Origin of the sequence: Xanthomonas rydalmerensis (genome assembly GCF_033170385.1) — a bacterium.
In the GTDB taxonomy this organism is placed as follows: Bacteria; Pseudomonadota; Gammaproteobacteria; order Xanthomonadales; family Xanthomonadaceae; genus Xanthomonas_A; species Xanthomonas_A rydalmerensis.
In genome coordinates this window covers 4,754,331-4,778,748 of the sequence record NZ_CP126170.1, presented here as the reverse complement: position 1 = coordinate 4,778,748, position 24,418 = coordinate 4,754,331, and the positions used below count along the sequence as shown (strand labels likewise).

Here is a 24,418-nt window from a genome sequence, read left to right as displayed (position 1 = left end):
GCGCGCGTCACCAACTGAAGCCGGCACCGGCGGACACGCTCTTCTCGCTGCCGGAGAAGGCGCCGCCGAGCGAGACGCTGGCGCGGTTGCCGATCGCGCGCTGGTAGCCGACGGCCAGTGCGCTTTCGCCGCCCTGCGAACCGACGCCGACGCCGACGCGATTGGCTCCGGCCAGGCCGGAGGTGTTGACCGCCATGCCGGCATAGGCGGCGCTGACCGCGCCCATCCGGTCGATGCGCCGGTCCAGGTGCTGGAAGCGCTGGTCGGTGTCGTTGCGCAGCTTGGTCAGGTTGTCGTCCCACCCCGCCATGCGGCTGTCGGTGTAGGCGTTGGCGCTGCTGAGGGTGGCGCTGTCGCCGGCCTGCATCTGCGCGAGGTTGACCGCATCGGTGGCGGCGCTGCCGGCCGCGACGTTGCTGATCTGCCGTTCGTTGCCGGCGCTGCCCACCGAGACGGTGTTGGCACGGGTGGCGGAGGAACCGCGGCCGATGGCCACGGCGTTGGTCGCCGAGACCGAGGCGCCCTGGCCGATGGCGGTGCCGGAGGCCGCAGTGACCGTGGCGCTTTCGCCCACCGCCACCGCATTCGTGGCGCTGGCACTGATGCTGGCGTTGGCGCCGACCGCGGTGCTGCCGTCGGCATTGACCTGCGCGTTGCCGCCTAGCGCGGTGTCGTTGGGGCCATAGGCCAGCGCATTGGAACCGATCGCCGTGCCGTTCTGGCCGTTGGCGGTGGCCTGCGCGCCCACTGCCACCGCGTTGGTGCCGGCGCCGACGCTGGGGCCGCCCTCGGCACCGCCGCCCACCGCCACGCCGCCGGCACCGCTGCCGACACGGGTGTCCAGCGACGACAGCGCACCGTCCAGCGCCGACAGCGCCGAGCCGACCGTGCCGTAGCTGCGGCCCTGGATCAGATAGCTGCCGCCGTTGAAGCTGCCATCGCCGCCGACCGCGCTGCCGGCGCCGAGCGCGCTGGCGATGCTGCGCAACTGCAGCACGTTGACCGCATCGGTGTCGGCGGTGCCGGCGGCGACGTAGGTGAGCTGGCGCAGCGCGCCGTCGTTGCCGAACGCCACCACGTTGTCGCGGTCGGCCATCGAACCGGCGCCGATGGCCACGCTGTTGATGCCGGTGGCGGCACTGTTGTAGCCCAGCGCGACGCTGCCCGCGGTGAGCGCGGTGGCGCCGCTGCCGAGCGCGGTGGCGCCGGCGGCATTGGCGCTGGCGACGGACCCGAAGGCGCTGGCGTCCTGCCCGTCGGCGAAGGAGGTCGCGCCCACGGCGAGCGCATGGCTGCTGGTGGCCACCGCCGAGGCGCCCAGCGCCATGCTGTAGTCGGCATCGGCATGGCTGTCGAAGCCTAGCGCGGTGCCGTAGTCGGACAGCGCCCAGGCACCAGCGCCGACGGTGACCGCGCCCAGCCCGTTGGACTGCGCCGGCACGCCGGCATTGCTGGCGCCGATCGCCACGCTCTGCTGGCCGGCCGCCGCGGCGTTGTCGCCGATTGCGATGCCGCCATCGCCGCTGGCAGTGGCGGAATAGCCCATCGCCACGCCGAAGAAGCCGGAAGCGACGCTGTAGCCGCCAGTGGCGATGGCGCCGGTACCGCCGGCATTGGCCGCGTAGCCGAACGCGCTGGACTGCACGCCGCTGGCGGTGGTGGAGGAACCGCTGGCGGTGGCGTACTCGCCGGTGGCCGCGGAGGTCGAGCCCACCGCCGTGGCGCCGCCGCTGGTGGCGCTGGCGTTCCAGCCCAGCGCGCTGGCGGAGTCGGCGGTCGCGGTGGCGGCGGTGCCCAGGGCCAGCGAGCCGAAGCCGGTGCTCTGCGCTCCGGCCGAGTCGCCATAGGTGCTGCCGAAGAAACTGCCGCCGATCGCGATCGCCGAGGTGCCGCTGGCGACCGCGCCGTCGCCCATGGCGATGGCGGCACTCTCGGAGGCGACGGTGTGGTGGCCGATGGCGACGGCGAAGGCGCCGGAGGCATCGGCGCGGGCGCCCATCGCCACCGCGCGCAGGCCAGCGGCGCTGGCGTAGTCGCTGCCGTCGTTCAAGCCTTCGGCCAGGAAATAACGGGCGGTGTTCTGGCTGCCCGGCTGCACGTCCTGGGTGGTGGCATCCTGGGGCGCGGCCTCGGCGCTGTCGGTCTCGGTGCTGGCGGCCGCGGCGGCAGTACCGCTGTACGTCGCCTGTGCGTGTGGCTGCGGCTGCGTGGTCGCAGCCGGCGCCGTGGCGGCGAAGGCGCTCGCGGGCAGGCTCAGCGCGAGCAGCAACGCGGCGGTCAACAGACCGTCAGACGCCTGCGGCAGGATGGACGAAGTTGGCGACAGCGGGCGCACACCGGTGCGCAAAGCGGTAAGCAGAAGAGGCATGGTCGGCTCCGGGCTGGGTCGGGAGCGTCGTCCCGACAACGAGTCAGGCCCGATTAAGGCCGCAAGGGCGCCACCCCTTCAATGCACGCAGATTCACGCCTTCCTCACGGTAGACTCACCGACATGGGAGTCTGGGTGAGATGGGGTGCGCACTCTCCGCCGGTCGCGCTGGCTGCGCGGCTGTGGCGGCGCCTCTCGCTGTGGCTGCGCCGGGTGCCGATCACCGACCCGCTGGACCGGCGCAACGCGCCCGCACTGCAGGTGCTGTTCGTGTTCCTGGGCAGCGAGATTCCGCTCAACAAGCTGTATCACCTGCTGACCGCGCCGCGCATCGAGATGAGTGCGGTGCAGTTGGCGGTGGATGTCGGCACCGATGCGGCGATCGCCGCCGCAGCCTGGGGCGGGGTCTGGATGATCCGTCGCGGCCTGCTCAAACAGGCCGCCGCTGCGTTCATCGCGGTGGTGCTGTGCTCGGCGGTCGCCGCCAACCTGGCCTTCGGCTACCAACTGCAGGCCTTCGATCCGTATCCGATGATGATGCTGACCCTGGCCGCGCTGGTGATCGGGCGCCGCGCGCTGTGGCTGGTGTACCTGTGCATCCCGCTGATCTTCTGGCTGGGCATGGAGAGCCCCTGGGGCCAGGACCCGCACGGCAACCGCAGCCCGTTCCAGAACCTGCCGTCGCTGGCGCTGAGCTACCTGATGATCACTCTGGTGCTGGACCGCACCGTCGCCGCGCTGCGCGAGAGCCTGTGGCGTGCGCGCCGCAGCGCCGCGCGCCTGCGCGTGGAGATGCGCGAACGCACGCAGGCCCAGCAGCGGCTGCTGCATCTGCAGAAGATCGAGCTGGTCGAACAACTGGCCAGCGGCGTGTCGCACGACTTCAACAACATCCTCAGCGCGATCCTCGGCTACACCGAGCAGCGCCATTGCGTGCACGAGCTGGACTATCACCCGCCGCGCGATGCGCTGCTGCTGGCCGAGGCGCTGGAAGGCGTGGCCCTGGCCGCGCAGCGCGGCGTGGCGGTCAGCCGCAAGCTGCTCAGCTTCAGTCGCCGCGAGGCCAGCGTGCCCGAGCGCTTCGACGCCGGCGAAGCGCTGCGCAGTTTGCAGCCGATGCTGCGGCAACTGTTCGGCCCCACGGTGCAGGTGCGGCTGGACCTGGCCGCCGAGCCGGCACCGGTGTTCCTGGACCGCAGCCGTTTCGACCTGGCATTGCTCAACCTCGCCGCCAACGCGCGCGACGCGATGCCCAGCGGCGGCTACTTTTCGCTGCAGCTGCGCCGCGATGGCGAGGCCGTCGCCATCGCCATTGCCGATACCGGCGTGGGCATGAGCGAGGCCGTGCAACGGCAGATCTTCGAGCCGTTTTTCACCACCAAGCCGGCGGGGCAGGGCACCGGCCTCGGCCTGGCGGTGGCGTTCGAGATGGCGCAACAGGCGCATGGCAGCCTGCAGGTGCGCAGCGCGCCCGGCGCCGGCAGCTGTTTCGTGCTGCGCCTGCCGCTGGCCGGGCTCAGCGTTCCTGCGGCATGAGCAGATAGCCTTCGCCGCGCACCGCGCGCAATGGCAACGCGCTACCGGTGCGCTCCTGCACTTTTTGCCGCAAGCGATGCAGCAACGCGTCGAGCCGGTGCGGGTCGATCTCCAGCCCGGCGTTGCCGCCGAGCATGCCGATCAACGCCTCGCGGCTGACCAGCCGCCCGCGCGCCTGCCACAGGCTCTGCAGCACCTTGCGTTCGGACGCGGTCAACGGCACCGCCTGCCCGTCCGGCGCGAACAGGCACCAGCCATCGTCCTGCAGCTGCCATTCCTCGCTGGCCGGCGCGCTCGGCCGCAGCATGCGCCGGGCCACGCTGAACAAGGTGGCGGCGAGGATCTCGATCTGCACCGGCTTGATCAGGTACGCATCCGCGCCTTGCACCAGCCCGCGCACCAGATCCGGCTGCTCGCCGCGGCCGCTGAGGATGACGATGCCCATGCCGGGGCGGCGTTCCTGCAGTTGCTGGGTCAGGGTGAAGCCGTCGCTGTCGGGCAGGCCGATGTCGAGCACGATCAGGTCGAAACGCTGCGCCTCCAGCGCTGCCCACAGCGCCTGCGCGGTGCGCAGCGGGGTGGCCTCGAAGCCGTGGCGCAGCAATCCCGGCAACAGCACGCGGTCGCGCAGCACATCGTCGTCCTCCAGCAACGCCACCCGCAGCAGGGCGTTGGCAGTGGCGGCGAGCGGGGACGGGCTGGGATCGGAAGCGCGGCTCACGAGGCGGAATCGGCGAAGGGACGGCATTCCTCACACAGCAGCGTACGGCGTCGAGGACGCCGTGACCGCTGAGCATCCTGCCGCGTCCCGGACAGTAGCCAGTTTCCAACGGGCTTTCAATGCGCGGGCAACGCTTCAGCGGCCGTGGCGGCTCGGACTTGCGTTACCGCGGTGCGCGCCCAAGATAGGAAGGCGTCGCGCCATCGGCGCGCACCTCCACCACGTCCGGGACCGCCACGATGTCGCAGTTGCTGCAGGATCACGCCGCGTCCGCGCAGGCCGCGTCTTCCGCGCTGGAAGCGTTCGTCGACCGCCATCGGCGCCTGTTCGTGCTGACCGGCGCCGGCTGCAGCACCGACTCGGGCATTCCCGACTACCGCGATGCCGCCGGCGACTGGAAGCGGGCGCAGCCGGTGACCTATCAGGCCTTCATGGGCGAGCTGGCGACGCGGCAGCGCTACTGGGCGCGCAGCCTGCTCGGCTGGCCGCGCTTCGGCCATGCGCGACCCAATCCCACCCATGCCGCGCTGGCGCAACTGGAAGCGCGCGGCCAGGTGGAAGTGCTGCTGACCCAGAACGTGGACGGCCTGCACCAGGCCGCCGGCAGCCGCGCCACCATCGACCTGCATGGGCGCCTGGACGTGGTGCGTTGCATGGGCTGCGAGCGGCGCATGCCGCGCGAGGCGTTCCAGCAGCATCTGCTGCAGCACAACCCGCAGTGGGCGACGCTGCAGGCCGCACCGGCACCCGACGGCGATGCCGACCTGGAGGGCGAGGACTTCGCCAGCTTCGTGGTGCCGGCCTGCACGCGCTGCGGCGGCGTGCTGAAGCCGGACGTGGTGTTCTTCGGCGAGAACGTGCCGCGCGAGCGCGTGGCCAGCGCCTTCGCGCATCTGCAGCGCGCCGACGCGGTGCTGGTGGTGGGCTCGTCGCTGATGGTCTATTCCGGCTTCCGCTTCGTGCAGGCCGCGGCCAAGGCCGGGCTGCCGATTGCCGCGGTCAACCTGGGCCGCACCCGCGGCGACGACCTGCTGCGCCTGAAGGTGGAACAGCCGTGCGCGCAGGCGCTGGCCTTCCTGCTGCGGGCGCGCGTTCCCAATCCCGGCACGAACTGATCCACCGGCAGTGGTTGATCGCGCTGCGCGGCAGGAGTGCAATGGCCGTCTTCTGCGCCGCGCGCGGCGCCTTTATGGATCCCTATCGTGAGTCAGTTGTTCTCGCCCCTCGCATTGGGGCCGCTGTCGTTGTCCAACCGCATCGTGATCGCGCCGATGTGCCAGTACTCCGCCGAGGACGGCCGTGCCAGCGACTGGCACGTGCAGCACCTGGGCCAGCTGGCGCAGTCCGGCGCCGGTCTGTTGATCCTGGAAGCGACGGCGGTGGAGCCGCGTGGGCGCATCAGCTACGCCGACCTGGGCCTGTGGGACGACGCCACCGAGGCCGCGCTGGCCACGGTGTTGCGTTCGGTGCGGCGCTGGTCGCCGATGCCGCTGGGCATCCAGCTCGCGCATGCCGGGCGCAAGGCGTCCACGCGCAAGCCCTGGGACGGCGGCGGCGCGATCGCCCCTGACCAGCCGAACGGCTGGCAGACCGTGGCGCCGTCGGCGCAGGCGTTCGCCGCCGACGGCCCACCGCCGCAGGCGCTGGACCTGGCCGGTATCGACGCCATCGTCGACGCGTTCGTGGCGTCGGCCCGGCGCGCCGAACGCCTGGGCTTCGAGCTGATCGAACTGCATGCGGCACACGGCTACCTGCTGCACCAGTTCCTGTCGCCGCTGAGCAACCAGCGCACCGATGCCTACGGCGGCAGTCTGGAGAACCGCATGCGCCTGCTGCTGCGCGTGCATGCGGCGGTGCGCGACGCCGTGGCGCCCGGCATCGCGGTGGGCGTGCGCATTTCCGCCACTGACTGGGTCGGCGGCGGTTGGGACCTGGCGCAGAGCGAGGTGCTGGCGCAGGCGCTGCAGGCGCAGGGTTGCGACTATCTGCACGTGTCCAGCGGCGGGCTGGACCGGCGCCAGCGCATTCCGGTGGCGCCCGGCTACCAGGTGCCGCTGGCCGAGGCCCTGCACCGCGCGGTGCGCATGCCGGTGATCGCGGTGGGCCTGATCACCGAGCCGCAGCAGGCCGAGGCCATCCTCGCCGAGGACCGCGCCGACGCCATCGCGCTGGCTCGCGGCATCCTCTACGATCCGCGATGGCCATGGCATGCGGCCGCCGCGCTGGGCGCGCGGCTGCGGCCGTCGCCGCAGTACCTGCGTTGCGAGCCGCATGCGGCGCGCGGCGTGTTCGACGCCTGACCGGCGCGCCGCGCGCGCTGGTGGCGGCCTCCATTTCGATTCCTCTAGGGAGCATGCAATGACGACGATTGGATTTCTCGGCCTGGGCACGATGGGCCAGCCGATCGCGCTCAACCTGCTGCGCGCCGGCCATGCGTTGACGGTCTGGAACCGCAGCGCCGCGGCGGCGCAGCCCCTGCTCGAGGCCGGCGCGCAACTGGCCGCGCAACCGGCCGATGCGGTGCGTGGGCCGGTGCTGTTCTCGATGCTGGCCGACGACACCGCGGTGCGCGAGACCCTGCTCGAACGCGGCGCGCTGGACGCGCTCACCGCCGGCAGCGTGCACGTCAACATGGCCACCATCTCGGTGGCACTGGCGCGCGAACTGCACGCGCTGCATGCCGAGCGCGGCGTCGCCTACCTGGCGATGCCGGTGCTGGGCCGGGTCGAGGTGGCCGCGGCCGGCCAGCTCAACCTGCTCGCCGCCGGCGACGCCGCGGCGCTGGCGCGGGTGCAGCCCTTGCTCGATGTCATCGGGCGCAAGACCTGGTACTTCGGCACCGCGCCGGAACAGGCCAGCGCGGTCAAGCTCGCCGCCAACCTGTGCCTGGCCAGCGCCATCGGCACCATGGCCGAGGCATCGGCACTGGTACGCGGGCACGGCGTGGAAGCGGCCGACTTCCTCGACATGCTCACCAGCACCGTGTTCGCCGCGCCGGCCTACCAGACCTACGGCGGCATGATCGCCGAGCAGCGCTACAGCCCGGCCGGCTTCAAGGCCACGCTGGGCTTGAAGGACGTACGCCTGGCGCTGAACGCCGGCGAGACCAGAAACGTGCCGATGCCGCTGGCGGCGGTGCTGCGCGATGCCTTCATCGAGGCGATCGCGCACGGCGACGGCGATCTGGACTGGGCGGCGCTGGCCAAGGTCGCCGCGCGCCGCGCCGGGCAGGGCTGAGCGAGGCCAACGGATCTTCAGCGGACCTTGGCGGGGCATGCCGCACACTGCGTGCCCGCTTGAGCCTGGCGCACGCTTGCCGCTAAGGTGCGGCGATTTGCTGGCGCATCACAGGAGGATGCCATGAGTCCGAATTCGTCCGATCCCGGCGACAGAGCCCCGATCCAGCCACCGCGCGCGGTGGTGCGCGAGGCCGTGCCCGGCCCCGATCATCCGGACCATCCTGATCACCTCCTGTACGCGCAGATCCGCGAGGGCGTGCACGCGCTGGACGCCGCCTGCGGCCGCGCGCCGGACGCGATCAGCGAGCGCATGGTGGCGCGGCTGCTGCCGCTGGCCAAGGAGTACGGTTTCGACCAGGTCGACCACGTGGTACTTAGCCGCGAGATCGGCGACGTGGAGGATGGCGAGAACGTGTTCTTGGTGCGCGGCGACCTGGACGATCCGGCGCACCTGCGCGCGCACATCACCACCCACGAAGCGGTGGGCATGTCGGTGGAAGATTCGCTGGCGCGCCTAGAGAAGGTCAACCGCCGCCTGGCGCTGCGCCTGCGCCCGGAGTGAGCGCAGGCACGTGAGTAATGTTCTCGGCGCGGCGTTAGCCGCGACCTGATTTCAGTGCAGGCATGGCTGAGCCCCTCTCCCTCCGGGAGAGGGGTTGGGGTGAGGGTACGAGCGCGTAGCGCACGCGGTGTGTTTCGACTGCACGAGGCTTCGCCCGGACCCTCATCCGCCCCTTCGGGGCACCTTCTCCCGAGGGGAGAAGGAAAAGCCGGCTTCGGCTGGATTGCTTTTAGCCCCTCTCCCCTCGGGAGAGGGGTTGGGGTGAGGGTACGGGTCCCCTATCATCTGCAAATGCGCCCCGACTACATCCTGACCCTGTCCTGCCCGGACCGTACCGGCATCGTCTTCCGCGTCAGCGGCCTGCTGTTCGAACACGGCTGCAACATCCTCGATGCGCAGCAGTTCGGTGACGAGGAGAGCGGCCGCTTCTTCCTGCGCGTGCATTTCGATGTACCCGCCGACGGCGTCGCCGCCGCGGTGAAGCTGCAACTGGAGCCCCTGGCCGCCGACTACGCGATGGACTGGCAACTGCACGACGCCCGCCGGCGCGCGCGCCTGCTGGTGCTGGTCAGCAAGCAGGGCCACTGCCTCAACGACCTGCTGTTCCGCGCGCATAGCCGGCAGTTGCGGGTCGACATCGCCGCGGTGGCTTCCAACCATCCCGATTTCGCCGCGTTGGCCGGTTCCTACGGCGTGCCGTTCCATCACCTGCCGGTGAGCGCTGCCAACCGTGCCGAACAGGAAGCGCAGCTGCTGGCGCTGGTCGAACGCGAACGCATCGACCTGGTGGTGCTGGCCCGCTACATGCAGATCCTGTCGCCGACGCTGTGCGCGGCATTGGCCGGACGCGCGATCAACATCCACCACAGCTTCCTGCCCAGCTTCAAGGGCGCGCAGCCGTACCACCAGGCGCACGCACGGGGGGTCAAGATCATCGGTGCCACCGCGCACTACGTCACCGGTGACCTGGACGAAGGCCCGATCATCGAACAGGACGTGGCCCGCGTGGACCACGCCATGACCCCGCGCGAACTGGTGCGCCTGGGCAGCGATACCGAGTCGCAGGTGCTGGCCCGCGCCGTGCGCCGCCACGTCGAGCATCGCATCCTGCTCAACGGGCATCGGACGGTCGTGTTTCGGTGAGGCCGGGAGTGGGGATTCGGGATTCGCCAAAGCCGGCAGCGCTGCAACCGCAACGGTGATCAGCCAAGCCGCTTTTGCGAATCTCCAATCCCGAATCCCCAATCACGGCTCGAAGCGATAACCGGCCCCATACACCGACCGCACCCAATCCGCGACTCCGGCGTCGGCGAGCTTGCGGCGCAGGTTCTTGACGTGGCTGTCGACGGTGCGGTCGGTGACGATGCGGTGGTCGACGTAGAGCCGGTCCATCAGCTGCTCGCGCGAGTACACGCGTCCCGGGGCGGCGGCGAGGGTGCGCAGCAGGCGGAACTCGACCTGGGTCAGGTCCAGGTCGCGGCCGTGCACGCTGGCGCGGCAGGCGTCCTCGTCGATCTGCAGGCCCGGCGCCGGCGCGCCATTGGGATCGTGGCGATGGCGGCGCAGCACCGCCTGCACCCGCGCCACCACCTCGCGCGGACTGAACGGTTTGCAGATGTAGTCGTCGGCGCCGATCTCCAGGCCCAGCAGGCGGTCGATCTCCTCCACCCGCGCGGTGACCATGATCACCGGCACCGTGCTTTCACTGCGCAGGTCGCGGCAGAGTTCCAGCCCATCCCGATTGGGTAGCATCAGGTCCAGCAACACCAGGTCCGGCTTTTGCGCGCGGAATGCGCCCAGCGCCTGCGCGCCATCGGCGATCCAGTCGTGCGAATAGCCGGCCGCGTGCAGGTACTCGCCCATCACCGCCGCCAGCCGCGGTTCGTCCTCGACGATCAGCACGTGCCCGATCGGGTCCAGGCCGCTCATGCCGCCAGCGCCGGCAAACGCAACACCACGCGCAATCCGCCAAGCGCGGAGGCCTCGGCGTCGATCGCACCGCCATGCGCCTCGGCGATGTTGCGGCAGATCGCCAGGCCCAGGCCGCTGCCGCCGCTGGCGCGGTTGCGTGACGCCTCGGCGCGGTAGAAGCGTTCGAACAGGCGCGCGCGCTTGTCCGCCTCCACGCCCGGCGCGCTGTCCTCCACCACCAGTTCCAGCACCGCGTCGCGGCGCGCGCAGCGCACCTGCACGACGCCGCCAGCGTCGGTGTAGCGCAGCGTGTTCTCCAGCAGGTTGCCGAGCAGTTGCTGCAGACGGCGTTCGTCGCCGTCCACCGGCAGCGGGCCGGCCTGGATCTGCTCCTGCAGCTGCAGCCGCGCGGTGGCGAAGCGCGCGCGCATACCGTTCAGCACGGTGGCCAGGATCACCGCCAGGTCGACCGGCGCGCGCCGATAGGCGAGCGCACCGACGTCGGTCAGCGACACGTCGTACAGATCCTCGATCAGCTTGCCGAGTTGGCCGATCTGCTGATGCAGCGAACCCAGCGAGTCCGACGTCATCGGCCGGATGCCGTCCTGCAGCGCTTCCAGTTCGGCGCGCAGCACCGCCAGCGGCGTGCGCAGCTCGTGCGAGATGTCGGCCATGAACGCGCGCCGCGCGCGTTCGTTGTGCTCCAGCGCCTGCGCCAGCAGGTTGAAGTCGCGCGCGAGTTGGCCGAGTTCGTCGCGCGCGGCCGCGTCGATGCGGGTGGCGTAGTCGCCGGCCGCCAGCAGGTGGGTGGCGCGGGTCAGGCCGCGCAGGCGCCGCAGCATGGTGCGCGACAACAGCCAGCCGAGCAGCGCGGCGACCAGCAGCGAGGCGCCACCGATCGCCCACCATGCGCGCTGTTGCGCGGCGTAGAACCGCGCGTCGGCCGCCGCCAGCGCCTTCTGGAAAGGCAGCATCGCCATCCAGCCGACAGTGCGGCCGTCGACCACCACGGGGCGCAGGATGTCGTCGCGCCCGACATCGGGATTGCCGATCACCGGCTTGTAGTCCTGGTCGAGCACGGCGAAGCGGAATACCGCGCCGGTCTGGTCTGAAATCGGCGGCCGCAGCGGCAGGCTGGGGCGGGGCTCCGGGCGCATCATGCCGAACCAGGCGTCGGGGTTGTCGCGCACGAACTCCCAGTTGCCGTGCCGCGCATACTCGGCCCTGACCCGCGGCATGGCCTCCAGCATGCGCTCCACGCCCTGTTCGTTGAGGTAGTCCAGGAACTGGCGTTTGACGAAGGCCTGCACGGCCAGGCCATTGATCAGCAGCACCGTCACGCAGGCGGCGAGGATGGCGAGGAACAGCTTGGCGGTGAGGCCCAGTTTCATCGGCGAGGCGCGGCGCGGCGCAGGAACGGCTGATGCTGCGTATTAGCCGCGCCGCGGCAGGGGAAAGCAAGCCAATCCACGCTGTCGCCGGCAATCTCCAAATTTGCTGCACATTCGGGTCCTAGCGTGGCGACCTTCGGATCTTCCGTGAGTTCGCCGTATGTCGTCGGTCGCCCGTCGTTTCTCCATTTCGTCCTCGCGCTGGCTGCTGCTCGCCGTCGTCGCCACGGTCGTGGCCGCGTGTTCCTCCAAGCCGCCGCCGCAGATGCCGCAGACGCAGGTCGGCGTGCAGACGGTGAAGGTGCAGCGCCTGGCTGTGGATCAGACCCTGTCCGGCCGTACCGTGGCCTACATGAGCTCGGACGTGCGCCCGCAGGTCGGCGGCATCCTGCGCAAGCGGCTGTTCGCCGAGGGGCAGGACGTCCACGCCGGGCAAGTGCTGTACGAGATCGATCCGGCCACGTACCAGGCCGCGTACGACACCGCCAAGGGCGACCTTGCGCAGGCCGAGGCGGCGGTGTTGTCGGCCAGGCCCAAGGCGCAGCGCTACCAGACCCTGGTCGGGCTGGATGCGGTCAGCAAGCAGGACGGAGACGATGCGGTGGCCACGTTGCGCGCGAACGAGGCGGCAGTGGTCGCGGCCAAGGCCGCCTTGCAGACTGCGCGCATCAATCTCGACTACACCCGCATCACCGCGCCGATTTCCGGCCGCATCGGCACCTCCAGCTACACGCCGGGCGCGCTGGTCAGCGCCGGCCAGAGCGAGGTGCTGGCCACCATCAACCAGCTCGACCCGATGTACGTGGACGTGACCCAGTCCAGCGCGCAACTGCTGCAGTTGCGCCGCCAGCTCGACGCCGGCCAGCTCAAGGCGGTGGACGGCAAGGCCGAAGTGACGCTGCAACTGGAGGACGGCAGCACCTATGCGCGCGGCGGCACGCTGGAGGTGGTGGATGCCGCGGTCGATACCGCCACCGGCACGGTCAAGCTGCGCGCGGTGGTGCCCAATCCCGATCGCCTGCTGCTGCCGGGCATGTACGTCAAGGCGATGCTGTCGATGGCCGTGGACGAGCAGGCCATCCTCGTGCCGCAGCAGGCGATCAGCCGCAACAGCAAGGGCGAGGCGGTGGCGATGGTGGTCGGCCGCGACAACAAGGTCGCCCAGCGCGTGCTGACCACCGGCGATGCGATCGGCGACAAGTGGGTGGTGCGCGACGGACTGAAGGCTGGCGACCGGGTCGTCGTGCAGGGCCTGCAGAAGGTATCGGTCGGCGCCGAGGTCAAGGCGGTGGAAGTGACCGAGACCGCGACGGCCGGCAGCAGCGCCACGACCGCCAAGGTGGCCACGCAGGGCGCTGCTGCGGCGCCGAAGGCCGACTGAGGAACCGCCATGGCCCGCTTCTTCATCGACCGTCCCATCTTCGCCTGGGTCATCGCGATCGTGATCACCCTGGCCGGCGCGCTTTCGATCCTGTCGCTGCCGCTGGAGCAGTACCCGGACATCGCGCCGCCATCGATCAACGTCAGCGCCACCTATACCGGCGCTTCGGCGGAAACCGTGCAGAACTCGGTGACGCAGATCCTCGAGCAGCAGATGACCGGCCTGGACCACCTGCTGTACATGTCCTCCAGCAGCAGCTCCGCCGGCACCGCCTCGATCACCCTGACCTTCGACTCCGGCACCGACCCGGACACCGCCCAGGTACAGGTGCAGAACAAGGTCTCGCAAGGCGAGGCGATGCTGCCGGAGGCGGTGCAGAGCAATGGCGTGACCGTCACCAAGTCCATGGGCAGCAGCATGTTCATGGTGCTGGCCTTCACCTCCGAAGACGGCAGCATGGACAGCACCGACATCGGCGACTACATGGTGTCCACGCTGCAGGATCCGATCAGCCGGCTCAACGGCGTCGGCGGGGTCAACGTGTTCGGCTCCGAGTATTCGATGCGGGTATGGCTGGATCCGGAAAAGCTGCGGACCTACGCGTTGATGCCGTCGGACGTCAGCAACGCGATCTCGGCACAGAATGCCGACGTCTCTTCCGGGGCGCTGGGGGCGTTGCCGGCGGTGCAGGGCCAGCAGCTCAACGCCACGGTCACCTCGCGCAGCAAGCTCAAGACGCCGGCGCAGTTCGAGGCGATCGTGCTGAAATCGCAGCCCGGCGGCGCCACCGTCTACCTGCGCGACGTGGCGCGGATCGAGTTGGGCTCCAGGTCCTACGCGTCCAGTTCCAAGTACAACGGCAAGCCCGCCTCCGGCATGGGCCTGGAACTGGCGACCGGCGCCAACGCACTGGATGCGGCCAAGGCGGTGGAAGCCAAGCTCGAACAGCTCAAGCCCTACTTCCCCACCGGGCTCAAATACGAGATCGCCTACGACACCACGCCATTCGTGCGCATTTCCATCGAGGAAGTGGTCAAGACCCTGCTCGAGGCGATCGTGCTGGTGGTGCTGGTGATGTACCTGTTCCTGCAGAACTGGCGGGCCACGCTGGTGCCGGTGATCGCGGTGCCGGTGGTGCTGCTGGGCACCTTCGGTGTGCTGGCGTTGCTCGGCTATTCGATCAATACGCTGACCATGTTCGCGATGGTGCTGGCGATCGGCCTGCTGGTCGACGACGCCATCGTGGTGGTGGAGAACGTCGAGCGCCTGATGAGCGAGGACGGCATGTCGCCGCGGCAGGCGACCTACACCTCGATGGGGCAGATTTCCGGCGCGCTGGTCGGTATCGCCCTGGTGTTGACCGCGGTGTTCCTGCCGATGGCGTTCTTCGGCGGCGCCACCGGCGAGATCTATCGGCAGTTCTCGGTGACCATCGCCGCGGCGATGCTGTTGTCGTTGCTGGTGGCGCTGACCCTGAGTCCGGCGCTGTGCGCCAGCCTGCTCAAGCCGATCGCGCGCGGCGGGCACGTGTCGCGCAAGGGTTGGCTCGGGCGTTTCTTCGGCTGGTTCAACACCCGTTTCGACCGGGGCGCCGACGGCTACGGCCGCGGCGTGGGCAAGCTGATCGGCCACCGCAAACTGGGCGGACTGGTCTATCTGGTGCTGCTCGCGGTGATGGCGCTGCTGTTCTGGCGCCTGCCCAGCTCGTTCCTGCCCGATGAGGACCAGGGCATGCTGATGGTGATGTTCACCACGCCGGCCGGCGCCACCCAGCAACGCACCCAGCAGTCGATCGACCAGGCCACCGGCTTCATCCTCAAGCAGCCGGAGGTGGCCGGCATGATGACCATCACCGGCTTCAGCTTCGCCGGCAGCAGCCAGAATTCGGGCATGGGCTTCATCAAGCTCAAGGATTGGGCCGAGCGCGGCGCCTCGGCGCAGGAGATCGCCAATCGCATCACCGGCGCGATGATGGGCACGCTGCCGGATGCGCAGGTGTTCGCGCTGTCGCCGCCGGCGATCAACGGCCTGGGCACCACGTCCGGCTTCACCCTGGAACTGCAGGACGTGGCCGGCAAGGGCCATGACGCGCTGGTCACTGCGCGCCAGCAGCTGCTGCAGTTGGCCAAGGCCGACAAGGAGCTGAGCGCGGTGCGCTTCAACGGATTGGAAGACGCACCGACCTACCGGGTGCAGATCGACGACGCCAAGGCCGGCGCGCTGGGCCTGAGCGCTTCGGATATCAACGCCACGCTGGCCACGGTGATGGGCGGCAGCTACGTCAACGACTTCCTCAACAACAACCGGGTCAAGCGCGTGTACGTGCAGGGCGAGCCGGCCGCCCGCATGCTGCCCGCCGACATCGGCCGCTGGTACGTGCGCAACAGCAGCGCGGAGATGGTGCCGTTCTCGGCCTTCTCCGGCAGCCAGTGGGCGTATGCGCCGCAGGTGCTGAGCCGGTTCAATGGCGTGGAGTCGATGGAAATCACCGGCAGTGCCGCCAGCGGCATCAGTTCTGGCGAGGCGATGAATGGCATCGCCGCGCTGGTGGGCAAGCTCGGCAAGGACGTCGGCTATGCCTGGTCGGGCATGTCCTACCAGGAGCAGGCCGCCGGCACGCAGACCTGGATGCTGTACGCAGTGTCGCTGGTATTCGTGTTCCTGTGCCTGGCCGCGCTGTACGAGAGCTGGTCGATCCCGATCTCGGTGATGCTGGCGGTGCCGGTGGGCATCGTCGGCGCGCTGCTGGCGACGTGGCTGCGTGGGTTGTCCAACGACATCTACTTCCAGGTCGGCCTGTTGGCGACGATGGGCCTGGCAGCCAAGAACGGCATCCTGATCGTGGAGTTCGCCAAGGAGCTGGAAGAGAAGGGCCAGCCGCTGATCGACGCCACCCTGCACGCGGCGCGCATGCGCCTGCGTCCGATCCTGATGACCTCGCTGGCGTTCATGCTCGGCGTACTGCCGATGGTGGTCAGCAGCGGCGCCGGCTCCGGCGGCCGCCATTCGCTGGGCACCGGCGTGCTCGGCGGCACCCTGATCTCGACCATGCTCGGCATCTTCTTCGTGCCGCTGTTCTACGTGATCGTGCGCAGTCTGTTCCCCGGCAAGCGTGCCGAACCGGAACCGGCGCAACTGCAGGAGGCGAACCCGTGACCCCCGTGACCCTGGCCCGCTCGGCGCTGGCGCTGGCCTGCGCCGGCCTGCTCGCCGGCTGCGCGAGCCTGGCGCCGAGCTACGCGCGTCCCGACGCGCCGGTGCCGGCCACCTTCGCCGACAGCGGCAGCGGCGCCGCTGGCGACAGCGCCAACGTCGCGACCCTGGACTGGCGCCAGGTGTTCCTCGATCCGCGCCTGCAGCAGGTGATCGCGCAGGCGCTGGACAACAACCGCGACCTGCGCGTGGCGGTGCTCAACATCGACAAGGCGCGTGCGCAGTACCGCATCCAGCGCGCGGACCTGTTCCCGTCGGTGAGCCTGAGCGGCAGCCAAAGCGCCTCGCGCAGCAGCGCGTCGACCAGCAGCAGCGGGCGCTCCGACGTCGCGCGAACCTATGCGGCCGACGTGGGCATCAGCAGTTGGGAGCTGGACCTGTTCGGACGCATCCGCAGCCTCAAGGACGAAGCCCTGGAAACCTACCTGGCCACCGCGCAGACCCAGCGCAGCACGCGCATGAGCCTGGTCGCCGAGGTCGCCGCCGACTGGCTGGCCGTGGCCGCCGACCAGCAGCGCCTGGCGTTGGCGCAGCAGACCCTGGACAGCCAGCGGCGGACCCTGGCGCTCACCGAGGCGCGGCACCGCGAAGGCATCGCCTCCGGACTGGACCTGGCGCAGGTGCAGACCAGCGTGGAAAGCGCGCGTGCCGACGTGGCCAGCTACACCACGCAGCTGGCCACCTCGCGCAATGCCCTGGACCTGGTGGTCGGCGCACCGGTGTCGGCCGATGCCCTGCCGCAGGCCGGCGCGCTGGAGGGCGGCGTGGCGCTGGCGCCGCTGCCGGCGCCACTGGAATCGCGCGTGCTGTTGCAGCGCCCGGACGTGCTGTACGCCGAGCACACGCTGAAGTCGGCCAACGCCGACATCGGTGCGGCACGCGCGGCGTTCTTCCCGATCATCTCGCTGACCGCCTCCACCGGGCGCAGCAGCAGCGCGCTGTCCAGCCTGTTCGACGCCGGCAATCGCACCTGGTCGTTCGTGCCGAGCATCAGCGTGCCGATCTTCCGCGCCGGCGCGCTCAAGGCCGAACTGGACGTGGCCCGCATCACCCGCGACGTCAACGTCGCCAGCTACGAGAAGGCCATCCAGAGCGCCTTCAGCGAAGTGGCCGATGCGCTGGCCACGCGCGCGCAGCTGGACGAACGCATGGATGCGCAGCGCGCCCTGGTCGCGGTCACCCAGCGCAGTGACGACCTGGCCGAGGCCCGCTATCGCAACGGCGTGGACAGCTATCTGGATGCCCTGGACGCGCAGCGCTCGCTGTACGCGGCGCAGCAGGACCTGATCACGCTGCGGCTGACCGAGGCCGGCAACCGTGTCACCCTGTACAAGGTGCTCGGCGGCGGCGCCGATGCGCAGAGCCGCGAGGCCGTGGCGGATGCGGCGCGTTAGCGTATTCCCCGCACCACCGTAGGAGCGGCTCCAGCCGCGAAGGCATGACCTACAACGCCCGTCGCGGCTGAAGCCGCTCCTACAAAAAGCCGCACGCCGAGCGAATTGCACCAGCGGCGGCTTCGGCACTGGGGAAAGATCGGCGCTGCACCAGGCTGACATGCCCGGGCAGCGCTTTACCAATCCCCAATCCCGACTCCCTAATCCCGGCCCCTCAACGCGCCGCGTTGGCGTTCATGGTCGCGTTGCGGCTGGCGTCCAGGTACTGCGCCGGATCGCGCATGCCGGTGGTGTGGCATTCGCCGGTGGTGTGGCCGCGATTGACGCCGCCGGGCAGCTGGCCGTTGACCTGTTCCACGGTGCCGTCCTCCGGATCGCTCAGCACCAGGTCCGAGGCCGCATTGCAGTAGTCGTTGGTGTACCAGTTGGTCTTGGCGAAGGAGGTGGTGTAGTAGTTCACCAGCGCCCGCGCCGAGTTGGGGATGCCGGCCAGCCAGGCCTTGGCGCCGTCATAGGTCAGGTCGTTGTTGGTGCCGCAGCCCACACCGAACCACGAGCCCACCGTGGCCAGGATGCCGGCCAGGTTGGTGCCCTGGTACGGGGTTCCCACCGACTGCATCACCCGCCCGCCGCTGGCGTTGTCCAGCCCGCTCCAGTAGTACACGTACAGATGCAGCGCGGCCATGCCGCCCTGGCTGTGCGCCACCGTGCCGAACGAGTTCCACTGGCTGCCGAACTGCGCCAGGCGCTGCGCGAACTGGTCGTTGCTGCGGTTCTGGTTGACGTCCAGGAACGCGGAGGCGTTGGTGAACTGCGCCACCGGCCACACGCCGCCCGAGCAGTAGCCGTGCACCAGCACCAGGCGCTTGCCGGTGGCCTGCGCCTGCATGTCGGTGGTGGCGGCGCTCAACTGCGCCGGGCGCTCGCCCATGCGCATGCTCTCGTCGATCGCGCCGGTGCTGCGCGCCACGCTGCTGCGGCGCAACGCCGGCAGGGTCAGTGGCAACGTCGCGCGCGTGGCCAGCGGCACGAAGTTGTCCGGATCCTCCACGCGCAGGTTGCGCAGGGTGAACGGTGCACGCGCGCCGGCGCGGGCGATCCAGCGTTCGTCCACGCTCAGCGGCAGGCGTCCATCCTGCGGCGCGATCATGCCGCCGAGCCAGGCCACCGGCACCGCGCTGCCGTCGCGGCCGGTGCCCCACAGTTCGCCGAGCACGCGGTAGTGCGCCGGCGCCTGGCCGCCGCCGATGCGTACCGGGATCGGCAGGGTGAGGCGGGTGCCGGGCTGGGCGCTGGCGGCGACCGCATCGGCGTTGATGCGCAAGGTGGTGTCCAGCACCGGCAGCACGTGCTCGCTGGTGCGCACGAAGGGCTGGCCGCCGGCGTCGTGGCCGTGCACCACCACCTGCGCGATATAGGTGCCGGTGGCGGTCGCCGGGAAGTCGCCGGCATACACGCCGTCGCCCGCGGCGCCGTCGCCGTGGCGGCCGTCGTCGGCCATCGGCCATTGGCTGACGGAGCCGTCCGGCGCGATCACCCGCAACTGGGCGGTGTCGATGCGGCCGCTGCCGGCGCTGCGCGCCAGCGACACGCTGCCCTGCGCATCGATGCCGCCGAGCAGGGCGGTCAGGCCGATGCGCTGCCCGCGCTGCAGTTGCGCGCGGTCGCTGGGATAGGACGCCAGTTGCGTGCGCGCATCGCCTTCCATCAGCACATAACCGCGCTGCGCCGTGCTGTTGCTGTCGGCCTGCAGGGTCAGGGTCCACTCACCGTTAGCGGCTGTGTCCACGCGGTACTCGCGGGCTGGCAGTGCGGCGCCGCCGGCGCCCAGTTGGGTGGCCTTGGCGCTGGGCGCGAGCATCGGCGTCGCGGCGGCGGTGCCGGCGCGCGCACTGGCCGTGGCCGGCGCGCTCAGGCGCGGCTGCCAATCGTGTTCGCCGGACAGCACCACGAAGCGCAGCTTGCCGTTCTCCACCGGCAGTGTGGTGTGCCATTGCGCCGGCCCACTGCTGCGTGCGGCGGAGAACTCCACCGGCAGCAACGCGCTCTTGGACAGGATCGCCGCTTCCGCCGGGGCGGGCGCGCGCATCTGCGCGAACTCCTCCGGCGGGCCGGCCAGTTGTTTGGGAATCAGTTCGGCCGCGTGCAGCGCGGCGGTGGGGATGATGAGATACAGGACGCAGACGGCGGACAGTTTCGACAGCTTCGGCATGACGCGCTCTCCCTGGCGGTGCTGAGTAGCAGACGCACCTGCCGGACCTCGCGGCGCGGTGCGCCGCCGGCAGCACGTCGGCGAGGACGCAGCGCCCCCTCGCCACGCGTTCGCCTCCGGTTATAGCCAGCGCACATTGCCGGACAAAGACGCAATGCAGCAATGCGCACCGAACTGGGATGCCGGACATGCCTGGAGCACAACGATGCCCGGCGCACGTGGCGCCGGGCATCGCCGGTCACGCTGCCTGCGCCTGCTGACTGCGCAATTGCCGCGCCGCGGCGACCATCGCTTCCAGGGCGCTACGCGTTTCCGCCCAGCCACGGGTCTTCAGCCCGCAATCCGGGTTGACCCACAGTTGCTGCGGATCCAGCACCGCCCGCGCCTTCTCCAGCAACTCCACCATCTCCTGCGTGCTCGGCACGCGTGGCGAATGGATGTCGTACACGCCGGGCCCGATCGCGTTCGGATAGCGGAAGCGCACGAAGGCATCGAGCAGTTCCATGCGCGAGCGCGAGGTCTCGATCGAGATCACGTCCGCGTCCATCGCCGCCACCGCCTCGATGATGTCGTTGAACTCCGAGTAGCACATGTGGGTGTGGATCTGCGTGGCGTCGCGCACGCCGGCCGCGGCGATGCGGAAGCACTGCACCGCCCAGTCCAGGTACGCCTGCCAGTCGGCGCGGCGCAGCGGCAGGCCTTCGCGGATCGCCGGCTCGTCGATCTGGATCACGCCGATGCCGGCCGCCTCCAGGTCGCGCACCTCATCGCGCAGCGCCAGCGCGATCTGCCGGCAGGTCTGCGCGCGCTCCTGGTCGTCGCGCACGAACGACCACTGCAGCACCGTCACCGGCCCGGTCAGCATGCCCTTCATCGGCCGCTCGGTCAGCGACTGCGCGTACTGGGTCCAGCGCAGCGTCATCGGCGCCGGACGCTGCACGTCGCCGTAGATGATCGGCGGCTTCACGCAGCGCGAGCCGTAGCTCTGCACCCAGCCGTGCCGGGTGAAGGCGAAGCCGTCGAGTTGCTCGCCGAAGTACTCGACCATGTCGTTGCGCTCGAACTCGCCGTGCACCAGCACATCCAGGCCCAGTTGCTCCTGCGCGCGCACGCAGCGTTCGGTCTCGGCAGCCAGGAACGCGTCGTACGCGGCATCGTCGAGCTTGCCGGCCTTGTGCTGCGCGCGCGCCTGCCGCACCTGCTCGGTCTGCGGGAACGAGCCGATCGTGGTGGTCGGATACAGCGGCAGCCGCAACGCGGCCTGCTGCGCCTGGCGGCGCTGCGCATAAGGCGACTGCCGGCGGCCGGCATCGTCGGTCAGTGCGTCTACCCGTCGCGCCACCTCGGCGCGGTGCACGCGGGCGGAGGCACGGCGGCTGGCCAACGCATCGCGCGCTGCATCCAGTCCCGCCTGCGCCTGCGGCTGATCGTCCAGCGCATCGGCCAGGGTGCGCAGTTCCTGCAGCTTCTGCCTGGCGAAGGCCAGCCAGCCGACCAGTTCACGGTCCAGCTTGGTCTCCTGCTGCAGATCCACCGGCACATGCAGCAGCGAGCACGACGGCGCCAGCCACAACCGCTCGCGGCCGACATGGCCGGCCGCGTAACGGGCCAGGGTGAGCGCGTTGTCCAGCGGCGTGCGCCACACGTTGCGGCCGTTGACCAGGCCGGCCGAGAGTACGCGACCGGCTGGCAAGGCTTGCAGCACCGCGTCCAGTTGCGCCACGCCGCGCACCAGATCCACGTGCACGCCGTCCACCGGCAGCGCCATCGCCAGCTCCAGGTTGTCGCCCAGCTCGCCGAAATAGCTGGTCAGCAGCAGCTTCGGCCGCGGCGCCTGCGCCAGGACGTCGTAGGCGCGGCGATAGGCGGCGCGCGCGGCGTCGTCCAGGTCCAGCACCAGCGCCGGCTCGTCGAGCTGCACCCAGCCGGCACCGGCCGCATGCAGGCGCTGCAGCAGGTCGGCGTACACCGGCAGCAGACTGTCCAGCAGTGCCCAGCGGTCGCTGCCGTCCACCGTCTTGGACAGCGCCAGGAAGGTCACCGGCCCGATCAGCACCGGCCGGGTCTGGATGCCCTGCGCCTTGGCTTCCAGGAACTCCACCACCGGCTTGTCGCCGCGCAGGCGGAAGTGCTGGCGCCGCGCCAGCTCCGGCACCAGGTAGTGGTAGTTGGTGTCGAACCACTTGGTCATTTCCAGCGCGTGCAGGTCCAGGCCGTTTTCTTGGGTGCCGCGCGCCATCGCGAAGTAGCCGGCCAGCGGATCGGCATCGGCCAGCGCGCGGTAGCGCTGCGGGATCGCATCGAACAGGAACGCGGTGTCGAGCATCGCGTCGTACAGGCTGAAGTCGTTGCTGGGTGGCACGTCCACCCCGGCCTCGCGTTGCAGCTGCCAGTGGCGCAGGCGCAGGTCGCGTGCGGTGTCCTGCAGTTGCGCGCTATCGATGTCGCGGCGCCAGTAGCGTTCCAGCGCCTGCTTGAGCTCGCGCCGCGCACCGATGCGCGGGAAGCCTAGGTTGGTCACGATCGTCATGTTGCGTTTCCTCATTGCGTTCAAGGGCATTGAGGAACGAAGGAACCGCGCGCCGCGCGTCCCGTTCGCACGGACCGCCCGCCACGCCAGCGACCTTCGCCCCCGCGGGCGAACCGGTACCGCGCGGGCAGGCGGACGACGCGGCGCGGCGCAAGGCCGGGTCGCGGTCCGGCCGCCTCCCCGCGGAGGCGCCAGGTCGAATCGGAGGACGCACGGTCCTCCGGCCGGGGCCGGTATTCGGGCTGATGGACACGCGCACCGTGCCGGCTGCGCACCTACTGTCCGTCGCTTCCCAGGCCGGCATGCGCTGGCCCAGTGCCATTGACGGAGGTCGTTTCCATTCACCGCTGCGGGGCAGCTCCGGAATGGGCAGGCGCTTGCGGCGCCGGCCGTCACCGGATTCCCGTTTAAATCCATCCCTTCATCCGAATGAAGAGATGAATACCTTCGGCGAGCGCACGATAGGCCGGATGCGGTGGCGGGTCAAGCGCCAGTGCGTTTTTGTCGGTAGGTCCCGGCAACGTTCATGGCGAACGTGTAAGCTATTGATCCCTAAGTCAATGACTGGCGCTGCGGCGGATAGCCGGCGGCGCCCGCCCGTCGTGCCGATGACGCTTCCGCTCCCCACCGCCGATCTCCCCGCGCGTTACGCCGCCTCGCTGCGCCTGTCCGTGGCCCCGATGATGGACTGGACCGACCGCCACTGCCGGGTGTTCCACCGGTTGCTCGCGCCGTCGGCGCGGCTGTACACCGAGATGGTGCACGCCAATGCGGTGGTGCTGGGCGATCGTGCGCGGTTGCTGGATTTCGATGCGTCCGAGCATCCGCTGGCGCTGCAGCTCGGCGGCAGCGAGCCGGCGCTGCTGGCGCAGGCGGCGCGGATCGGCCAGGACTGGGGCTACGACGAGATCAACCTCAATTGCGGTTGCCCGTCCGACCGGGTGCAGGCCGGGCGCTTCGGTGCCTGCCTGATGCGCGAGCCGACGCTGGTCGCCGAGTGTGTGGCGGCGATGGTCGCGGCGGTGGACATCCCGGTGACGGTGAAATGCCGGCTGGGCGTGGACCAGGACGACGACTATGCGGTGTTCCTGGCCTTCGTCGACCAGGTCGCCGCGGCTGGTTGCGGACTGTTCGTGGTGCATGCGCGCAATGCCTGGCTGCAGGGCCTGTCGCCGAAGGAGAACCGCGAAGTGCCGCCGCTACGCTACGACTGGGCGCATCGGCTCAAGCGCGAGCGGCCGCAGTTGCAGGTGGTGCTCAATGGCGGCCTGGCCGCGGTGGAGACGGCGCAGGCGCAGTTGCAGGCGGTGGACGGGGTGATGCTGGGCCGCGCGGCCTATCACGACCCCTACGTCCTGCATCGGCTGGACGCGGCCCTGACCGGCGCCGCGCCGCGCCCGCGCGCGGAGTTGCTGCGTGCGCTGCGTCCCTACGTCGAGGCACGCCTGGCCGAGGGCCTGGCGCTCAAGCACATCACCCGGCACCTGCTCGGCCTGTTCCACGGGCAGCCCGGCGGCCGCGCCTTCCGCCAGGTGCTCAGCGAAGGCGCGCACCGGCCGGGCGCGGACTGGGCGCTGCTGGAGCGGGCGTTGGCGGTCACCGATGAAGCGACACGCGCGGCGGCCTGATCGGCGGGAGCCAATCGGAACGCAGTGGAGGCGCCATTGCCTTGCTCGTCGCTGGTCGACCTCGTCTCTTCTCTAGAGTGTAGGACAACGTCGCGAATCGGTCGGCGACGGGTCCGCATCCCACTTTCCTCCTTTCGTTCAGGGATTCCGTTCAGGTATGGCCGGCTAGTCTCTGCGTTCCCGGAGACGCTGCGAAGCACCTGCCGCAGGGCCTCTCCAGACCCCTGGCGCGGCCCTTGCATCGACTCTTCATAGGTTCATTTGACTGAATGTCGCCCGTGGCGGCCGGAAAAGTTCAGACCGGATTCACCCCGAAAAATCAAGAATTTGCC

At 70.2% G+C, this 24,418-nt stretch carries 16 protein-coding genes and 1 riboswitch; of the genes, 10 read left to right on the top strand and 6 right to left on the bottom strand.

The annotated features are described in order from the left end of the window. Positions 1 to 7 precede the first annotated feature (7 nt). Positions 8 to 2,368: a YadA family autotransporter adhesin gene (locus tag QN245_RS20450; RefSeq protein WP_317844089.1), complete on the bottom strand. Its 2,361-nt coding sequence runs from the start codon at positions 2,366 to 2,368 to the stop codon at positions 8 to 10. Between the two features lie 135 nt (positions 2,369 to 2,503). Between QN245_RS20450 and QN245_RS20445 the strand changes: the two genes are divergently transcribed. Further along, positions 2,504 to 3,904: a sensor histidine kinase gene (locus QN245_RS20445; RefSeq protein WP_317844088.1), complete on the top strand. Its 1,401-nt coding sequence runs from the start codon at positions 2,504 to 2,506 to the stop codon at positions 3,902 to 3,904. On the opposite strand, the gene QN245_RS20440 is transcribed toward QN245_RS20445, so the two are convergent. Next, the gene (locus QN245_RS20440; protein ID WP_184449736.1) at positions 3,885 to 4,625 is read right to left on the bottom strand and encodes a response regulator transcription factor; all 741 of its coding nucleotides are present in this window, start codon (positions 4,623 to 4,625) and stop codon (positions 3,885 to 3,887) included. The two genes, QN245_RS20445 and QN245_RS20440, sit on opposite strands and share 20 nt — an antisense overlap. A 239-nt stretch (positions 4,626 to 4,864) precedes the next feature. On the opposite strand from QN245_RS20440, the gene QN245_RS20435 reads away from it, so the two are divergent. The 5 genes from QN245_RS20435 to purU all read left to right on the top strand — a co-directional run bounded on the left by QN245_RS20435 (position 4,865) and on the right by purU (position 9,569). Then, complete coding sequence (locus tag QN245_RS20435; protein WP_317844087.1) at positions 4,865 to 5,740, top strand: NAD-dependent protein deacetylase; 876 nt, start codon at positions 4,865 to 4,867, stop codon at positions 5,738 to 5,740. 87 nt (positions 5,741 to 5,827) lie between these two features. Continuing rightward, positions 5,828 to 6,925 carry an NADH:flavin oxidoreductase/NADH oxidase gene (locus QN245_RS20430; RefSeq protein WP_317844086.1) on the top strand — a complete coding sequence of 366 codons (1,098 nt, stop codon included), beginning with the start codon at positions 5,828 to 5,830 and terminating at the stop codon, positions 6,923 to 6,925. A 58-nt stretch (positions 6,926 to 6,983) separates the two neighbouring features. Then, the gene (locus QN245_RS20425; protein ID WP_486684765.1) at positions 6,984 to 7,862 is read left to right on the top strand and encodes an NAD(P)-dependent oxidoreductase; all 879 of its coding nucleotides are present in this window, start codon (positions 6,984 to 6,986) and stop codon (positions 7,860 to 7,862) included. A gap of 123 nt (positions 7,863 to 7,985) precedes the next feature. Then, the gene (locus tag QN245_RS20420; protein WP_043093636.1) at positions 7,986 to 8,426 is read left to right on the top strand and encodes an XVIPCD domain-containing protein; all 441 of its coding nucleotides are present in this window, start codon (positions 7,986 to 7,988) and stop codon (positions 8,424 to 8,426) included. Positions 8,427 to 8,717: 291 nt separating this feature from the next. Further along, positions 8,718 to 9,569: a formyltetrahydrofolate deformylase gene (purU, locus tag QN245_RS20415; protein WP_184449726.1), complete on the top strand. Its 852-nt coding sequence runs from the start codon at positions 8,718 to 8,720 to the stop codon at positions 9,567 to 9,569. A gap of 102 nt (positions 9,570 to 9,671) precedes the next feature. Here purU and QN245_RS20410 read toward each other — a convergent pair whose 3' ends face one another. Both QN245_RS20410 and baeS read right to left on the bottom strand, forming a co-directional pair. Continuing rightward, positions 9,672 to 10,355 carry a response regulator gene (locus tag QN245_RS20410; RefSeq protein WP_184449724.1) on the bottom strand — a complete coding sequence of 228 codons (684 nt, stop codon included), beginning with the start codon at positions 10,353 to 10,355 and terminating at the stop codon, positions 9,672 to 9,674. Continuing rightward, positions 10,352 to 11,728, bottom strand: coding sequence for a sensor histidine kinase efflux regulator BaeS (gene baeS, locus QN245_RS20405; RefSeq protein WP_184449722.1), 1,377 nt, complete (start codon positions 11,726 to 11,728; stop codon positions 10,352 to 10,354). Before baeS ends, QN245_RS20410 begins: the two co-directional genes overlap by 4 nt. 160 nt (positions 11,729 to 11,888) lie before the next feature. Between baeS and QN245_RS20400 the strand changes: the two genes are divergently transcribed. From QN245_RS20400 to QN245_RS20390, 3 genes are read left to right on the top strand one after another with little or no spacing between them, the layout of a single operon-like run. Beyond that, the gene (locus QN245_RS20400; RefSeq protein ID WP_317844085.1) at positions 11,889 to 13,109 is read left to right on the top strand and encodes an efflux RND transporter periplasmic adaptor subunit; all 1,221 of its coding nucleotides are present in this window, start codon (positions 11,889 to 11,891) and stop codon (positions 13,107 to 13,109) included. 9 nt (positions 13,110 to 13,118) lie between these two features. Continuing rightward, a complete protein-coding gene (locus QN245_RS20395) occupies positions 13,119 to 16,265 on the top strand; it encodes an efflux RND transporter permease subunit (RefSeq protein ID WP_317844084.1) in 3,147 nt (1,048 codons plus the stop codon). A gap of 5 nt (positions 16,266 to 16,270) precedes the next feature. Then, positions 16,271 to 17,716: an efflux transporter outer membrane subunit gene (locus QN245_RS20390; RefSeq protein WP_317845406.1), complete on the top strand. Its 1,446-nt coding sequence runs from the start codon at positions 16,271 to 16,273 to the stop codon at positions 17,714 to 17,716. Positions 17,717 to 17,930: 214 nt separating this feature from the next. On the opposite strand, the gene QN245_RS20385 is transcribed toward QN245_RS20390, so the two are convergent. After that, on the bottom strand, positions 17,931 to 19,928 hold the full coding sequence (locus tag QN245_RS20385; RefSeq protein WP_317844083.1) for a choice-of-anchor X domain-containing protein: 1,998 nt from the start codon (positions 19,926 to 19,928) through the stop codon (positions 17,931 to 17,933). Between the two features lie 238 nt (positions 19,929 to 20,166). Then, on the bottom strand, positions 20,167 to 22,458 hold the full coding sequence (metE, locus tag QN245_RS20380) for a 5-methyltetrahydropteroyltriglutamate--homocysteine S-methyltransferase (protein ID WP_160968461.1): 2,292 nt from the start codon (positions 22,456 to 22,458) through the stop codon (positions 20,167 to 20,169). A gap of 211 nt (positions 22,459 to 22,669) precedes the next feature. Continuing rightward, positions 22,670 to 22,923, bottom strand: a riboswitch (cobalamin riboswitch). Between the two features lie 143 nt (positions 22,924 to 23,066). Between metE and dusA the strand changes: the two genes are divergently transcribed. After that, positions 23,067 to 24,086 carry a tRNA dihydrouridine(20/20a) synthase DusA gene (gene dusA / locus QN245_RS20375; protein WP_317844082.1) on the top strand — a complete coding sequence of 340 codons (1,020 nt, stop codon included), beginning with the start codon at positions 23,067 to 23,069 and terminating at the stop codon, positions 24,084 to 24,086. Positions 24,087 to 24,418: the final 332 nt, after the last annotated feature.